General features: G+C 76.5%; 14 protein-coding genes. 5 read left to right on the top strand and 9 right to left on the bottom strand.

What is annotated here, in order from left to right; genetic code table 11:
- Positions 1-74: 74 nt before the first annotated feature.
- From ACI78U_RS12490 to ACI78U_RS12470, 5 genes are all read right to left on the bottom strand, one after another.
- Positions 75-641 carry a dihydrofolate reductase family protein gene (locus tag ACI78U_RS12490; protein WP_456875638.1) on the bottom strand — a complete coding sequence of 189 codons (567 nt, stop codon included), beginning with the start codon at positions 639-641 and terminating at the stop codon, positions 75-77.
- Between the two features lie 124 nt (positions 642-765).
- Entirely contained in the window at positions 766-1,491 is a 726-nt protein-coding gene (locus ACI78U_RS12485; RefSeq protein WP_456875637.1) for a Crp/Fnr family transcriptional regulator, read from the bottom strand.
- Between the two features lie 54 nt (positions 1,492-1,545).
- Positions 1,546-2,217 (bottom strand): chemotaxis protein CheB, encoded by a 672-nt coding sequence (locus ACI78U_RS12480; RefSeq protein WP_456875636.1) that lies wholly within the window; start codon positions 2,215-2,217, stop codon positions 1,546-1,548.
- A 64-nt stretch (positions 2,218-2,281) separates the two neighbouring features.
- Entirely contained in the window at positions 2,282-3,124 is an 843-nt protein-coding gene (locus ACI78U_RS12475; protein WP_456875635.1) for a hypothetical protein, read from the bottom strand.
- Between the two features lie 159 nt (positions 3,125-3,283).
- Positions 3,284-3,964, bottom strand: a complete 681-nt coding sequence (locus tag ACI78U_RS12470) for an ATP-binding protein (protein ID WP_456875634.1) — start codon at positions 3,962-3,964, stop codon at positions 3,284-3,286.
- A gap of 205 nt (positions 3,965-4,169) precedes the next feature.
- Here ACI78U_RS12470 and ACI78U_RS12465 point away from each other — a divergent pair, with 205 nt between their 5' ends.
- The 3 genes from ACI78U_RS12465 to ACI78U_RS12455 all read left to right on the top strand — a co-directional run bounded on the left by ACI78U_RS12465 (position 4,170) and on the right by ACI78U_RS12455 (position 7,653).
- On the top strand, positions 4,170-4,619 hold the full coding sequence (locus ACI78U_RS12465; RefSeq protein WP_456875633.1) for a hypothetical protein: 450 nt from the start codon (positions 4,170-4,172) through the stop codon (positions 4,617-4,619).
- A 78-nt stretch (positions 4,620-4,697) separates the two neighbouring features.
- Complete coding sequence (locus tag ACI78U_RS12460; protein ID WP_456875632.1) at positions 4,698-5,720, top strand: chemotaxis protein CheB; 1,023 nt, start codon at positions 4,698-4,700, stop codon at positions 5,718-5,720.
- Between the two features lie 4 nt (positions 5,721-5,724).
- The gene (locus tag ACI78U_RS12455; protein WP_456875631.1) at positions 5,725-7,653 is read left to right on the top strand and encodes a CheR family methyltransferase; all 1,929 of its coding nucleotides are present in this window, start codon (positions 5,725-5,727) and stop codon (positions 7,651-7,653) included.
- Here ACI78U_RS12455 and ACI78U_RS12450 read toward each other — a convergent pair.
- Genes ACI78U_RS12450 through ACI78U_RS12435 form a run of 4 tightly spaced genes read right to left on the bottom strand, consistent with a single transcriptional unit; the run spans position 7,625 to position 11,699 of the window.
- Complete coding sequence (locus ACI78U_RS12450) at positions 7,625-8,914, bottom strand: ANTAR domain-containing protein (protein ID WP_456875630.1); 1,290 nt, start codon at positions 8,912-8,914, stop codon at positions 7,625-7,627. The two genes, ACI78U_RS12455 and ACI78U_RS12450, sit on opposite strands and share 29 nt — an antisense overlap.
- Positions 8,901-9,296, bottom strand: coding sequence for a hypothetical protein (locus ACI78U_RS12445; protein WP_456875629.1), 396 nt, complete (start codon positions 9,294-9,296; stop codon positions 8,901-8,903). Before ACI78U_RS12445 ends, ACI78U_RS12450 begins: the two co-directional genes overlap by 14 nt.
- A 10-nt stretch (positions 9,297-9,306) precedes the next feature.
- Positions 9,307-10,677 (bottom strand): MFS transporter, encoded by a 1,371-nt coding sequence (locus ACI78U_RS12440; RefSeq protein ID WP_456875628.1) that lies wholly within the window; start codon positions 10,675-10,677, stop codon positions 9,307-9,309.
- Complete coding sequence (locus ACI78U_RS12435; protein ID WP_456875627.1) at positions 10,674-11,699, bottom strand: AraC family transcriptional regulator; 1,026 nt, start codon at positions 11,697-11,699, stop codon at positions 10,674-10,676. The genes ACI78U_RS12440 and ACI78U_RS12435 overlap by 4 nt, the downstream gene beginning before the upstream one ends.
- Positions 11,700-11,897: 198 nt before the next feature.
- Here ACI78U_RS12435 and ACI78U_RS12430 point away from each other — a divergent pair, with 198 nt between their 5' ends.
- Both ACI78U_RS12430 and ACI78U_RS12425 read left to right on the top strand, forming a co-directional pair.
- On the top strand, positions 11,898-12,137 hold the full coding sequence (locus ACI78U_RS12430) for a response regulator transcription factor (protein WP_456875626.1): 240 nt from the start codon (positions 11,898-11,900) through the stop codon (positions 12,135-12,137).
- Positions 12,138-12,710: 573 nt separating this feature from the next.
- The gene (locus ACI78U_RS12425) at positions 12,711-14,861 is read left to right on the top strand and encodes an alpha-galactosidase (protein WP_456875625.1); all 2,151 of its coding nucleotides are present in this window, start codon (positions 12,711-12,713) and stop codon (positions 14,859-14,861) included.
- Positions 14,862-15,295: the final 434 nt, after the last annotated feature.

The following is a 15,295-nucleotide window of genomic DNA, read 5'->3' as shown; positions in this document are numbered from 1 at the left end:
GCCGAGGCGCCCGGAGCGGACCGCCGCGACGGCGGTGGGGTGGCTGCCGCGCTCGTGGTGGCACTCGGGGACACCTACGCGCGTCGGACCGCGTAGCGCAGCAGGACGACACCGTTGCCGAAGGGCCGGGTCTCCACCAGCTCCAGGTCGGTCGGGTGGTCGGCGGTCTCGAACAGCCGCCGGCCGCGGCCGACGACGACCGGGTTGACGTAGAGCCGGTACTCGTCGACGAGGTCCAGCCGGCGGAAGGTCTCGACCAGGTCGACCCCGCCGAGCGTCATGTCCCCGCCGGGCTGCTGCTCGAGTGCGCGGATCTCCTCGGGGTCCACCGCTGCCCGCAGTGAGGCGTTGGGGCCGACCTCCTGCAGCGTGCGGGAGAAGACGATCTTCGGCACCGCCCGCCAGATGCCGGCGAACTGCCGCATGGTGGGCGGGTTGTCCGGGTCCTGGTCGGCGGTCGGCCAGAACGCCTCCATCAGCTCGTAGGTGACCCGGCCCTCGAGGAAGGCGCTCATGGTCGCGAGGTGCTCGTTGAAGTGCGCGTGCAGGTCCTCGTCGACGCGGTGCCAGCTCAGGTCGTGATCGGGCCCCTCGGAGTAGCCGTCCAGTGACAGCATCATCTGCACGACGATCTTCCGCATGCGTCCTCCCGGTCCACGGCTCGGTCCGGGAGCTCCGACCGGCGGACGCAGCCGATCTCATCGGTCGCGCCGGTTCCCGACCGGCCAGGAGTCCACGCGGGTGGGGCCGGTGCGGCGGCGGCGGTCAGGGCCCGGGAGCCGCGGTGAGGCGCCGGTACTCGGCCTGGATGACGTCGTAGCACTCGCACGCCGCGTCGTGCAGGGCGTCGGCGTCGACGACGGTGATCCGCCCGCGGGCGTAGCGGATGACCCCGGCCTGCTGCAGCACCCCGGCGGTGAGGGACACCGTGCCGCGGCGCACGCCCAGCATCTGGGCCAGGAACTCCTGGGTGAGGCTGAACTCGTCGGCACCCACCCGGTCGCGGGTCTGCAGCAGCCACCGGGCGCAGCGCTCCTCGGTGGTGTGCAGGCGGTTGCAGGCGACGTTCTGCGCCAGCTGCACCATCGTCGCCTGCGTGTAGCGGTGCAGCAGGTCGTGCAGCGCGCCGTCGGAGGTGAGGAACCGGCGCAGGTCGCCGGTCGCCAGGCGCGCGGCGGTGCCGGCGACCTGGCAGAAGCAGTCGTGTGGGCTCTCGGCGGTCCCCAGGAACGCCGACAGGCCCGACATCCCCTCGAACCCGACCGTGGCGACCTCGATCGTCGCCTCGCCCTCGACGGTGGCGACCACCGACAGGACGGCGTCGACGGGGAACCAGACGTGCTCGATGAACTTCCCGGCCTCGTACACCTCGTCGCGGACGTCGAGCGGGACGACCTCGAGGAGCGGCTCCAGCCTGCGGAACTCGTCCGCGGGCAGGAGGCCGAGCAGGACGTTGCGCCGCGGATCCGGTGCGGTGCTGTCGGTCGGCACGGGCCGCCTCCCGATCGGTCGGGCGGTGCTCCCGTCGTCTCCGGGGCGATCAGGCTACTCCCGGAGGACCGGGGTCAGGCCGGCACGAGCGGGGGGGGGCAGCCGGGCCCACGGCGGTACGGGGACGGCGAGCAGGTCTGCCGCGCCCGGTGCCATCGTGTACGCCACCAGCGCGGGGGCGACGAGCGGCAGCGGCAGGGCGTGCTCGACGCAGCCGGTGGCCAGTGCCGCGCTGGGCATGCCCGGCGCCTCGGCGTCCTCGGGGTCCTGGACCAGCACCCGCCCGCCCACCCGCCGCACCGCGCGGACGCCTGCGGCCCCGTCGGACAACCGGCCGGTCAGTACCACGGCCAGCACGCGCGGGCCGAACGCGGCGGCCGCACCGAGGAGGAGCGCGTCCGCAGCCGTCGCCGTCGGGTGGGACCGCAGCGTCAGCAGCCCGTCCGCGGCCAGGTCGGCGGTGGTCCCCGCCGGCAGGACCGTCACCCCGGGGACCAGCGGACCCGGTGTGGCGGTCCGCACCGGGAGGTCCGCCCGGGCGCGCAGCAGGTCGGTCAGCAGGTCCGGGTGGCCGGGACCGCGGTGCTGCACCACCAGGACCGGTACGGGGAAGTCGGCCGGCAACCCCGACACGACGGTGCGCAGCGCCCGCGGACCGCCGAGACTGGCGGCCAGGACGACGACGGAGAAGCCCGGGCGCCGGTCGGGAGCGGTCGGCGTTCCCACCCGATCGACGGTACTCCTGTGTCAGGTCCCTGACACAGCGGCGCGCGTCCTCGGCGCGGCGCGGCTACGACCGGTCTGCCGGTCCGGCGTCGGGGGACCCGTCGCGGTCGGCCCGGGCGGCGGCGCGGTCGCCGGCGGCGCGGCGGCGGTCGGCCCGGGCGGCCGCGCGGTCCCGGGCCGCCGCCGCACGATCGTCCTCCGCGGCACGGCGGTCGGCTGCGTCGGCCGCCCGGTCGGCCGCGGCCTGCGCTCGGTCGGCCTCGGTCCACGCCCGGTGGCTCGCCTCGACCTCGGCGTCGACGGCTCGCTGTTCACCACCTGCCCCGGGAGGTGCCGCGCGGCTCGCTCGTCCGGCACGGCGCTCGGCGGCGGCGACCTCCCTGCGGTCGGCCTCCTCGCCGCGCAGGTCGGCGCGGTGGTCGCGTCCGGTGGCCTCCTCGTCGCGCCGGCGAGCGTCCTGCTCCCGGCGCTCGGCCGCGTCGTCCCGATCACGGGCGGCCCGGTCGCGGTCCCGGGCCTCGTCCTCCCGTGCCCGGTCGTCGGCGGGCGGCCGGCTCGGGGCACCCGCCGGTTCCGCGTCGGGGGCGGTGGCCGCCGGCCAGCGTTCCGCCCGCAGCCGCTCGTGCTCCGCACCCCGGAACGCCGCCGCGGCCTGGCGTAGCAGTCGCTGCGCGTCCTCGAGCCGGGTCTCCCGCAGTGCCCGATCGGCCATCTCGAGGAGCGTGGCGGCGATGCGGCCCTCGGTGGCGGCGACCGCCTGAGCGCCTCGGCGCAGCCGCTCCTGGAGCTCTCGCACGTCCCGCCGGAGGCGCTCGGAGGCGTCCCGGGCGGAACCGGGCGCGTCGCCACCGGGCGCCTCGCCACCGTGCGCCTGCTCGGGGGCGGGCCGCTCCTCGGGACCCTCCATGCAGTCAGGGTTCCCCCGGCGGAGGCCGTCGACAAGGGCCGGTACGGGGTGTCGCCCGTGTCGGCAGCACGACGGCCGCGGGCGAGCAGGTCCTGCACGGTGCCGGCTGGGCGCTCGTCGGCGTCCCGTGGCCGGGACGCGACGGGGTGGGACGGCGCGTCAGCCGGCGTGCTGCCCGGGTGCTCCCGCGGCCGCCTCGACCACCGCCCGGGCCCGCTGCGCCTCCTCCCGCGCACGCGCCGCACGGGCCCGGTACCTCCTGGCCGCGTCGGTGCGGCCAGCCGCCTCCGCCCGGACCGCCAGCGCCTCGAGGGTCCGGCCCGTGAGGACCGTGGTCTCGACCAGGCAGGCGGCCAGGGCGACGGCACGGTCGGTGGCCGTGCGGATCCTCTCCTCGGGCAGCAGCTCGAGGTAGGGCACCCGGGCCCACACGCTCTTGTGGTCCCCCGCGACGTCCCAGCCGTGCGACCCGCAGAGGTGGGCGACCACGGACAGGCCCATGCCGCCGTGTTCCGGATCGCGGTCGAGCGCCGGCACCGGCGACCGGCCGGTGGCGGCGTCGTCGACGGCCACCAGCCAGCCGAGGGGAGCGGCGGTGACGGCCACGTGCACCGGGGGGCAGCCGTGCCGCAGGGCGTTGGAGGCCAGCTCCTCGACGACCAGCAGCAGCCGCTCACCGTCGTCGGCGCCGCGGGGCAGCCCACCGCTGCGCAGGACCGCGCGCAGTCCGCGCCGCAACCCCGCGAGGGCGGCGAGGTCGGCCGGCTGCTGCTGCCACGCCGTCCCGCCGTCGGGGGTCGTTCGTGGCGGGGGTCGGCGCGCCCACACGCTCACACCCATGCGCCCCGTCCTCCGTGTCGGGCTCCGCTGGGGCGCGGGTCGGTCCGCGCGCAGGCGGGTGCACGCCGGCGGACCCGTCTGTTCCAGCTCCGTCCGATCCGCGGTACCCAGCCGGAGCGGGCGCATGCACGGAGGTGCTCAGCCGCGCCGCCGGACCTAGTCTGGAGGGGCTCGGGAACTGCCCGTAGGGGGGGATCGGAGCGGCATGGTGGCACCCGATGACCTGTCGCTGGCCTGCCGGCTCAGCGGCCTGAGCGCCGGTGAGCTCTGGTGCCGGTACCTGGCGATGGGTGGCGACCGGTCGCGGTTCCAGTTCGACGCCCGTCTCGCCGGGGCCGCGTGGCCGGAGCAGGAGGACCGGTACCTCGCGGTGGTCGCCGACGAGGCCCTCCGCGACGTCGGTCTGCGGATGTGGCCCGAGGACACCGTGCCGGTGGACGCCCCCGTCCTGGACGCCCTGCTCGCCGGGGACGATCCCGGGCTGGGCCGGACCGCCACCGCGGTGCTGCGGACCCGTGCCCAGACGAGCCGGCTGACGGTGCTGTTCCAGCGGTGCGCCCGTGCCCGCGCCGATGCCCGCGACGTCCGGAAGCAGGCGCGGGCGGCCCAGCGGACCGGCGACGTCCGTGGCCCCGAGCCGTGGCGCAGCCACTGAGCGGGGCGGCAGCCGACGGGGGCACTACGGTGCTCGCAGGACCTCGCGAGGGGTCCGGTGCGGAGACGGAGTCCGGTCGTGGCGCGACGTGATCTCGTGGTGGTCGGCGCCTCGGCGGGTGGCGTCGAGGCACTGCGCACCCTGCTCGGCACCCTGCCGGTGGACTTCCCGGCGGCGGTGCTGGTGGTGCTGCACATCCCGTCGACCGGACGCAGTGCGCTGCCGGAGATCCTCGGCCGGGTCTGCCCGCTGCCGGTCCACCGGGCGGTCGACGGAGCCCCGCTGCGGTCGGGCGCGGTCACGGTCGCCGTTCCCGACCACCACCTGCTGGTCGTGGAGGACCGCCTGATGCTCTCGCGCGGACCGCGGGAGAACGGCCACCGCCCGGCCGTGGACGCGCTGTTCCGCTCCGCGGCCCGGGCCGCCGGCCCGCGCGTGGTGGCGGTCGTCCTGTCCGGGGCGCTCGACGACGGGACGGCGGGGACGATCGCCGTCCGCGAGCGCGGCGGCGTGTGCGTGGCCCAGGACCCCGAGGACGCGCTCTACCCGAGCATGCCCGCCCACGCCATCGAGGAGGCCGCCGTCGACCACGTGGCCCCGGCGGCGAAGATGGGCCCCCTGCTCCTCGACCTGGTGACCGAGGAGGTCGTGGTGGACCCCCCGGCCGTGACCGAGCTGATGGACAAGGAGGCGGCGATGGCGGAGTTCGACGCCGCCGCGCTGAACGACGACGACCGGCCCGGCGTCCCGTCGGGCTTCGGCTGCCCGTCCTGCAACGGCGCCCTGTTCACGATCACCGAGGGCGGCCTGGAGCGGTACCGGTGCCGCGTGGGCCACGCCTGGTCGCCGGAGGCGTTGGCCGCCGAGCAGTCGGAGGCCCTGGAGGGGGCGCTGTGGATGGCACTGCGCGGGCTCGAGGAGCGGGCGGCGCTGAGCCTGCGCATGAGGGACCGGGCCCGCCGGCGCGGGCACGCGCACACCGCGGACACGTTCTCCCGGCGCCACGACGAGGCGCACGCCGCCGCCCTGCTGATCCGTCGCCTGCTGCGCGGCGGCGAGCTCGAGGGCACCGCCGTGCCCGAGCAGGCGGGGGAGCAGTGACCCGGTGACCCACCAGCAGCCCGGGCCCGACGACGTCGAGAACGGCGTCGAGGACGGGGACGACCTGCCGGCCGACGAGGCGCCGGCGGACCGCGGGGGAGACGTCGACCCCGACTTCGAGGCCCTGCTGGTCTACCTGCGCGAGCAGCGCGGGTTCGACTTCACCGGCTACAAGCGGCCCAGCCTCGTCCGCCGCGTGCGCCGGCGGATGGCCGACGTGGGCATCTCGTCGGTGAGCGACTACCAGGACTACCTGGAGGTCCACCCCGACGAGTTCACGCCGCTGTTCAACACGGTGCTGATCAACGTCACGAGCTTCTTCCGCGACGCCGCGTCCTGGGAGCACCTGCGCGACGACGTCCTCCCCGAGGTCCTGGCCGCGGCGGGGCCGACGATCCGGGTGTGGAGCGCCGGCTGCGCGTCCGGGCAGGAGGCCTACAGCCTCGCGATCCTGCTCGCCGACGTCCTCGGTGCCGACGAGTTCCGGCAGCGGGTGAAGATCTACGCCACCGACGTCGACGAGGAGGCGCTGGCCCAGGCCCGGCAGGCCTCGTTCACCGAGCGGGAGCTGGTCGGGCTGACCCCGGAGCAGGTCGAGGCGTACTTCCAGGCCGACGGCGCCCGGTACACCTTCCGCAAGGACCTGCGCCGGTCGGTGATCTTCGGCCGCAACGACCTGGTGCAGGACGCCCCGATCTCGCACGTCGACCTGCTGCTGTGCCGCAACACGCTCATGTACTTCAACGCCGAGACCCAGAGCCGGATCCTCGGCCGGCTGCACTTCGCGCTCAACCCGTCGGGGGTCCTGTTCCTCGGCAAGGCGGAGATGCTGCTGTCGCACAACCAGCTCTTCGTCCCGGTCGACCTCACCCGCCGGTTCTTCCGCAAGCGGAGCACGCGACCGGCGCCGGAGCGGCCGGCGGTCCCCGCACAGTCGGCCGACGCGCCGCCGTTCGACGAGCGCAGCCTGTCCCGGCTGCGGCAGGAGGTCATGCTCTCGGCGCCGACCGCCCAGCTCGCGCTCGACGCCGACGGGCGGGTGGCGATGGTCAACCGCCAGGCCGAGCACGTGCTCGGCGTCGAGGACCGGGACGTCGGCCGCCCGTTCCAGGACCTCGAGAGCTCCTACCGCCCGGTCGAGCTGCGCGGCGCGATCGCCGAGGCGGTGGCCGAGCGCCGGCCGGTCTGGCTGCGCGGGGTCGAGCGCCGGCGGCCGGGACAGGAGGTCACCGTCTTCGACGTCCAGGTCCGCCCCCTGTACGGCGAGGGCGGCGCCCTGCTGGGCACCACGATCATCTTCGTCGACGTGACGCAGTACCGGAGGCTGCAGACCGAACTGGAGTACGCCAACCGGCAGCTCGAGACCGCCTACGAGGAACTGCAGTCGACCAACGAGGAGCTCGAGACCACCAACGAGGAGCTCCAGTCCACGGTCGAGGAGCTCGAGACCACCAACGAGGAGCTCCAGTCGACCAACGAGGAGCTCGAGACCATGAACGAGGAGCTCCAGTCGATGAACGACGAGCTCCACGCGACCAACGAGGAGCTGCGGGGCAGCACCGACGAGGTGACCGCGCTCAACGAGTTCATGGCCGGCGTCCTCGGCAGCTTCCGCGCCGGGGTGGCCGTGGTCGACCCGGCGCTGCGCGTGCTGGCCTGGAACGCCGCCGCCGAGGACCTCTGGGGGATCCGCCAGGACGAGGTGAGGGGCCAGCACCTGCTCAACCTCGACATCGGCCTGCCGGTGTCGCAGCTGCACCCGCTGCTGCGCCGTCAGGTGGCCGAGCAGGGTCCCTCGCACGACACCGTCGAACTCGACGGCGTCAACCGGCGGGGCCGGCCGGTCCACGTGCGGGTCACCGTCAGCGCCTTCTTCCAGCGGACCGGCGAGCGCGGCGGCGCGGTCATCGTGATGGACCCGAGCGAGCGCTGATCCGGGCGATCACGTCCCGGTCGCCCTCGACGACGAGCCGCGCCAGGTCGCGCAGCTTCACGTTGAGGTGGGAGCTCAGGGTCACCAGCCGGGCGAACGCCTCGTCGGCGTCCACGCCCAGGCGGGCCATCATCACCCCCTTGGCCTGGTCGATGACGGCCCGGGAGGTGAGCGCGCGCTCCAGGTGGGCGGCGAGGGTGCGCAGCGACTCCCGCTCGCCCACGCTCTGCAGCACCCCGGTCGCCGCGGCGGCCGCCAGCTCGCCGATGCGCCGGTTCGCGGGCCCGAAGGCGTGCGGCCGGGCCCCGTAGATGTTGATGACGCCGATGCTCTCGTCGCCGTCCAGGACGGGGACGGCGAGGACGCTGCGCACGGCGGCGGAGCCGGAGGCCGCGGCCAACCGCGGCCAGCGCTCGTCGGCGCTCACGTCCGGGGTGGTCACCGGCCGCCCGGTGGCGTGTGCGTCCAGGCAGGGGCCCTCCTGGACCTGGACCTGCCGGCCGTCGAAGTCCTGGGCCTCCGCCGAGTCGCTGCCCAGCCGCTGGGGGTCCAGCGGAGAGCCGAGGGCGACACTGACCCAGTCGGCGCCGGGGACCGCGCTGCGCACGAGGGTGGCCATCCGGCCGAGCATCCGCTGCCGGTCGGGTTCGGCGACCGGCAGCGCCGAGAGCTGGGAGAACGCGGCGGCCAGGCCCAGGACGTCGGCCGCACCCGGCTCGCCCGCGTCGTCCGGCCCCGGCTCCGGAGCGGCCGGCGCGACCACCCACTGCACCCGCGCGGCGGACGGGGCGGCAGCGGACCGCTCGGGGAAGCCGAACAGCTCCGACCGCACCTCCGGCCCGGTGCGCGGCCGGACCGTGACCGTCAGGTGCTGCTCGCCGCTGTCCGCCGCGGCGAGCCGGCGCAGGGCGGTGCGGAAGGCGGCGGTGTCCGCCGGCGCCAGGAAGACCGACAGGGGCTTGCCGTGCAGCCGGCCGAAGCCCACGCCCAGGGTCGTGGCCAGCGCGGGGTTGACCTCGAGCAGCTTGCCGTTGCCGTCGGTGAGCGCCAGTCCCAGCGGCACGAGGGCGGCGAGGTGGCTGCGCCAGCGGAGCTCGCTCTCGTGGCGGGCCAGCAGGGAGGCGATCTGCTCCTGCTGGGCGCGCAGCTCCTCGGAGACGACCTGCAGCTCCTCGTCGCGGACGTCGAGGTCGGCGAGCAGGGCGAGGACCTCGTCGACGGAGGCCGGCGGCAGAGCCGGTCCGGGCTCAGGCAGGGCCACCGGGCACCTCCTCCCCGTGCCGGGTGTCCGCCGCGTCCTCCTCGGCGGCGTGCCTGTCCTCATCGGCCGCGGAACGGTGGCCCTCCGCCCGGCTGCGGTGGCCGGCGACGTCGCCGACGCCGGCCCGCGCGGCCGACTCGTGCACCTCCGCCGTCCGCTCGTGCGAGCGGGCCGCGCGCTCGTGGCCCAGGCGCGCGCGCTCGGCCGACTCGCGGGCGTGCTCGGCGGCGAGCGCGGCCTGCGCCCGGGCCTCCTGGACGTCCTCGGCGTCCGGCGGTTCCCCGGCGGTCAGACGGGCGAGCCGCTCGGAGAGCTCCCGCGTCCGGCGGGCGGCCGTCGCGGCGCGTTCTGCCGCCCTGCGCCCCGGGTCCTCGGGTTCCACACCGACCCCCTCACGGCCGCTCCGTGCACCGTCCGGTGTCCATCTTGCCGACTCCCCGCCGTCGCCGCCGGAGGACGGGGACCCGAACGGTCGGACGAGCCGGGTCCGGGGCCGCTGCCGGTGGAGTGGTGCCGTCCGGCGCCGCGCGGCGGCCGATCGCGAAGACGGCCACGGCGGCGAGGGACACGACCGATACCCATCGCAGCGCCTCGGCCAGGCCGATCCGGTCGGCGAGCACCCCGACGACCAGGGGACCGGCGGTCAGGCCGAGCAGGTTGCCGGCCAGAGCGAGCACGCCGAGCGCGCCGGCCCGGACGGAGGCGGCGGTCAGGGACACGACCAGCGCGCCGGCCGGGCCGGTGGTGCCGGCGGTGGTGAGGGCCCCGGCGGCGAGCAGGGCCAGCTGTGCCGGCCCCGGCGGGAGGGAGAAGGCGACGCCGAGCAGGACCAGCGACGACGCGGAGCAGACGAGGGCGGTCGTCCACGTGCGCCGCGGTGCGGCGCGGGCCAGCCGGTCGGCGAGCACCCCGCAGCCGATCATGCCGATGCCCATGACCAGGACGAGGGCCGCGGCCAGCCCGGCGGCGGCTCCCAGCGGCACCCGGTACGTGCGCTCCAGGTAGCTGGGCAGCCACGTCAGCAGCGCCCCGGCGACGAGGAGCTGCAGGCCGTTGCCGACGTAGGCGCAGACGACCGCCGGCGGGGAGACCAGGGCCGACAGCCGCACCCGCCGACCCGTGGTGCCCGCGGGCGCGCCGGACGCCCCGTCGACCTGCTCGTGCCGGGCCAGCTGCTCGTCGGTGACCAGCCGGTGGTACAGCGCGACGAGGACGAACCCGATCGCCGCCATGGCCGCCACCGACCACCGCCAACCGAACCGGGCGGCCAGGGCGCCGCCGAGCGCGATGCCGAGCACGGCGCCGAAGGAGGCGCCGGCGGTGAAGGCCCCGGCCAGCGTCGCGCGGCGGTCGGCCGGGAACAGGGCGAGGACGAGGGCGAGGCCGACGCTGGCGTACGCGGCCTCCCCGACCCCGACCAGCGCTCGCGCGGCGAGCAGCTGCCCGTAGTCCGCGGCGAGGGCCGAGCCCAGGGTGGCCAGACTCCACCCGGCGGCCATGGCGGTGACGGCCCGGCGGCGGCCGAGCCGGTCGGCCAGCACCGACAGGGGCACGGTCAGCACGGCCACGGTCAGCGGCACGACGCTGCTCAGCGCGGCGATCCGGGTGTCCGACAGCCCCCACTCCGCCTTGAGCTGGGGGAAGACGGCCGCCAGGACCTGCCGGCACATGAAGTCCGACAGCAGCAGCGCGAAGGACAGGGTGAAGACGATCCGCGGGAAGGCCGGGCGGGCCCCACCCGCGGCCGGGGATGGCGCGGTCACCCACGGGACCCGGACGTGGCGTCGGCCCGGGACCGGCTGCGCCACTCGCTGGCCGTGGTGCCGAACTGCCGGCGGAACCAGGTGGAGAAGGTGCTGGGGGCGGCGAAGCCGAGCAGCCGGGAGACCTCGGTCAGCGAGTAGCCGTCGTTGGCGAGGTAGCGCTCGGCGTGCCGGGCGCGGGTGGCCTGCACGATGCCGGTGAAGCTCTCGCCGGCCTCGGCGAGGTGCCGGTGCACGGTGCGCGGCTGGACGCCGAGGGTGCGGCTGATCTGGGTCATCGAGCACCGACCCAGCGGCAGGGTCAGGTCGACCAGTGCCCGGACCCGGTCGACCGCGGTCACCGCGCGGGGGGAGGCGATCGACTCGAGCAGCGGCTGGGTGTAGGGCCGCAGCACCGGGTCGGAGGTCACCGTCGCGGCGTCGAGGTCGCGCGCGGGGAAGACCACACCGGTGAACGCCTGCTCGAACCGCAGCCCGGGGCCGAAGACCTCGTGGAACGGGCCGCGGTCGGCCGGTGCCCGGTGGGCGAAGCAGGTCGTCAGCGGCTGCCAGTCGGCACCGACCAGCGCGCGGACGACCCCGACCAGGCCGGCCACGGTGAGGTCGAGCGCCTGGCGGGCCGGGACGGGCTCACCGAACTCCAGCCACGTCTGCACCGTGGCCAGGCCGTCGTGCTCGACCAGGCGCAGGTCGAGGATCGGGTTGAAGACGTGCTCGTAGCGGATCAGCAGGTCCAGGGCGCTGCGCAGGTCGGGCTCCTCCCGGAGCACCACGCTGATCGGGCCCAGCGTCGACAGCCGGCGCGTCCCCGCCATCCGGACGCCGAAGTCCTCGCGGCCGGACTCGGCCGCGGCCGACTCCAGCAGCCGGGCGACCCGCACGGCGGGGATCCACTCGTCCTGCATCGCCAGACCGCCGATGTCCAGGCCCACGCCCGCCATCGACCGCTCCGGGTCGAGGCCGCACGAGCGGGCCACCTCCGGGAAGCCCGTCAACGCGGCGTAGCGGACGAGGCGGTCCACCGGTCCCCCCAGCGCTGTCCGAAAACAGCAAGTACACCGTCCGGATCGCTGAAGCGGGGGCCCGGTCGCCTCCCTATCGTCGCGCGCACCGGCAGCGGGCGGCGCAGGCCGCGCCGACCTGCCGGAGCGGAACCGGATCCAGGAGCCCGGTCGCGCACTCCCGTGCCGCGGCCGGACCGGACGGAGCGAGGCACAGCGATGCAGCACCCCTCGAGCGGCGCCGGTGCGGTCCGCGCCGTCGCGACGCCGACCCTGAGTGAGCGTGACCTCGAGACGCTGCGGCACCTCGCCGCCGGGAGGTCGACGGGACAGATCGCCGCCGCCATGTCGATCTCGACCAACACCGTCCGCGGCCGCGTGCGCCGGCTCCTGGGCAAGCTCGCCGTCCCCGACCGCGACCGCGTCGTGGACGCGGCGCGTGCCCTGGGCGCGTTCTGACGCCGGTCAGCGGAGGCCGGCGCCCGCCGGCTCACTCGTGCGGTCTCCGGACCGCCTCCACCGCGACCCCGAGCACGGCTCCCGTACCGATGCACCCGGCGAGGAAGCGCGCCGCGTCCCGGTGCCACCGCGAGCTGGTGGAGCCGCTCCCGCGAGAGGTCGTCGTCCGCGTCATCGACGTGCGCACTGCTGCGTCCATGGCCGACACCGTCCCGCCGGATCGGCGCTGCCGACTCACCCGGGAGGGATGGGATGACGGGCGGGCTCGCACGGGGTGCAGCGGGTCCCCGGCAGGACGTCATCATGGGACACCGGAGGTCCGGTCCCGGACCCGTCCACCGACCGCCGGCCCGCCCGCCCCGCGGACCGTCCCGCATCGGGCCGGGCCCGATCGCCCGAACCCCGGAGACCACCCTGACCAGCACGTCCCACGGCGCCCCGACACCGCCCACGGCCTCCGAGGCGGCGACCGAACGCCAGAGCACCGACCCGGCGCCGACCGGACCGTCGCTGCCCGGCCCGTCCGGCGATGCCGACCGGCTGGTCCACTGGCGGACCGCCGGGACCAGCGTCGTGCTGGCCCTGGACCCGGTCGGTGGTCTGCTGCCCCAGGTCGTGTACTGGGGCGCCGACCTGGGGGACCTCCCCGCCGACGCCCTCGCCGGGCTGGCGCGGGCCGCGGCGCCGTCGGTGGGGGACCACCCGACCGACGTGGTGCGCCGGCTGACCCTGCTGCCCGAGCACGCGAGCGGCTGGGTCGGCCGGCCCGGCCTGGAGGGCTCGCGCGCCGGCCGGGACTGGTCACCGGCGCTGCGGCTCCGCTCCCGGGAGGTCGCCGTCACCGCCGAGGGGACCACCCGGCTCGTGGCCCGCGCGGACGACCCGGTCGCCCGGCTGGAGGTGGTGCTCGAGCTCGAGCTCACCGCCTCCGGCCTGCTGCGGGCCCGGGCCGCGGTGACGAACACGGCCGAGGGCGACCGCGCGGCCGGCGGCGAGCCGTTCCGCCTCGACGCCCTGCGGCTGGTCCTGCCGGTGCCGCCGCAGGCCGGCGAGCTGCTGGACTTCACCGGCCGGCACACCCTCGAGCGGGTACCGCAGCGCACCCCCTTCACCGCGGGCCTGCACTCCCGGGAGGTGCGCAACGGCCGCACCGGGCTCGACGCGGTGCACCTGCTCTGCGCCGGCACCCCCGGCTTCTCGTTCCGCGCGGGCGAGGTGTGGGCGGTGCACCTGGGCTGGTCGGGCAACCAGGTGCACTACGCCGAACGGCTGCACAACGGGGCGCGCGTGCTCGGCGCCGGCGAGCTGCTGCTGCCGGGCGAGGTCGAGCTGGCGGCCGGGGCCACCTACACCTCCCCGTGGCTGTACGCCTCCCACGGGCAGGGTCTGGACGAGGTCGCCGGCCGGTTCCACGCGTGGTTGCGGGCCCGGCCGACCCACCCCGCCCGGCCGCGGCCGGTGACGCTCAACACCTGGGAGGCGGTGTACTTCGACCACGACCTCGGCCGGCTCACCGAGCTCGCGGAGATCGCGGCCCGGCTGGGCATCGAGCGCTTCGTCCTCGACGACGGCTGGTTCGGCTCCCGCCGGGACGACACCTCCGGGCTGGGGGACTGGCGCGTCTCGGCCGACGTCTGGCCCGAGGGCCTGCACCCGCTGGTCGACCGGGTGCACGAGCTGGGCATGGAGTTCGGGCTGTGGGTGGAGCCGGAGATGGTCAACCTGGACTCCGAGCTGGCCCGCGCGCACCCGGAGTGGCTGTTCAGCGCCGGCGGGCGGGTCGGCGACCCCTCCCGCAACCAGCACGTGCTCGACCTGACCCACGCGGGCGCCTACGAGCACGTCCGCTCCCACCTGCAGGCGCTGCTCGACGAGTACGCCATCGCCTACCTGAAGTGGGACCACAACCGCTACCTCGTCGACGCCGGGCACACCCCCGGCGGCGAGCCGGGGGTGCACGGGCAGACCCGTGCCACCTACCGGCTGCTCGACGAGCTGCGGGCGGCCAACCCGGGCCTGGAGATCGAGTCCTGCGCCTCCGGCGGCGGTCGGGTGGACCTGGGGATCCTGCAGCGCACCGACCGGGTGTGGGCGTCGGACACCAACGACGCGCTCGAGCGGCAGGGCATCCAGCGGTACACGCAGCTGCTGCTGCCGCCGGAGCTGGTCGGCACCCACGTCGGGCCGCCGCGCTCGCACACCACCGGCCGCACCCACGACCTGTCCTTCCGCGCCGGCACTGCGCTGTGGGGGCACATGGGTGCCGAGTGGGACCTCGCCGGTGCCTCACCCGAGGACCGCGAGGAGCTGGCCGCGTGGATCGCGCTGCACAAGGAGCTCCGCCCGCTGCTGCACCGCGGCACCGTGGTCAACGGCGATCACCCCGACCCCGCCGTGCAGGTGCACGGGGTCGTGGCGGCCGACGGCGGGGACGCCCTCTTCGCGCTGGTCGCCGTCGGCCGCTCGGTGACCTGGCCGCCGGGGCCCGCCCGCCTGCCGGGACTGGACCCCGACCGCCGCTACCGCGTGCGGCTGCAGCCCCCGGGCACCGACACCGGCGGCGCCTGGCCCGGCCTGCCGCCGTGGTGCGCCGGCGAGGCCGACGCCGGTGAGGCCGGCGTCGTGCTCACCGGCCGCGGCCTGGCCGTCGCCGGCCTGCAGGTCCCGCCGGTGCACCCCGAGCACCTGCTGCTGGTGCGCTGCACGGCGGTCGAGGACGGCTGACCCCGGCGCCCCCTACGCCCGGGGTGAGAGGCGGCCCCACCCCGCTGGAGCGCACTCCCCACGGTGAGGCAGCCCGCGGGCGGTGGTGCAGCGGCGCGTCCGGGGCAGGTCCGGCGCCACGCTGAGCACCCCGGAACAGCCGCCGGCCGCCGCGGCGCCGGCAGGCCGTGTCCGATCCGCGGGGGGGGGGGGGGGGGGGGGGGGGGGGGGGGGGGGGGGGGGGGGGGGGGGGGGTGGGGGGGGGGGGGGGGGGGGGGGGGGGGGGGGGGCGGCCGCGTGGGGGGGGGGGGGGGCGGGGGGGCCGGGGGGGGCCCCCCCCCCGCCTCCGCCCGGACCGCCAGCGCCTCGAGGGTCCGGCCCGTGAGGACCGTGGTCTCGACCAGGCAGGCGGCCAGGGCGACGGCACGGTCGGTGGCCGTGCGGATCCTCTCCTC

Source organism: Geodermatophilus sp. SYSU D00710 (assembly GCF_054050195.1).
The sequence above is the reverse complement of the archived record's forward strand: the minus strand, read 5'-3'. Positions and strand labels throughout refer to the sequence as shown.

What these genes read in the sequence shown, in the direction of transcription:
- ACI78U_RS12490 (WP_456875638.1), bottom strand. Translation starts at nt 641, where the DNA reads ATGCGGAAGATCGTCGTGCAGATGATGCTGTCACTGGACGGCTACTCC.
- ACI78U_RS12475 (WP_456875635.1), bottom strand. Translation starts at nt 3,124, where the DNA reads ATGGAGGGTCCCGAGGAGCGGCCCGCCCCCGAGCAGGCGCACGGTGGC.
- ACI78U_RS12470 (WP_456875634.1), bottom strand. Translation starts at nt 3,964, where the DNA reads ATGGGTGTGAGCGTGTGGGCGCGCCGACCCCCGCCACGAACGACCCCC.
- ACI78U_RS12465 (WP_456875633.1), top strand. Translation starts at nt 4,170, where the DNA reads ATGGTGGCACCCGATGACCTGTCGCTGGCCTGCCGGCTCAGCGGCCTG.
- ACI78U_RS12430 (WP_456875626.1), top strand. Translation starts at nt 11,898, where the DNA reads ATGCAGCACCCCTCGAGCGGCGCCGGTGCGGTCCGCGCCGTCGCGACG.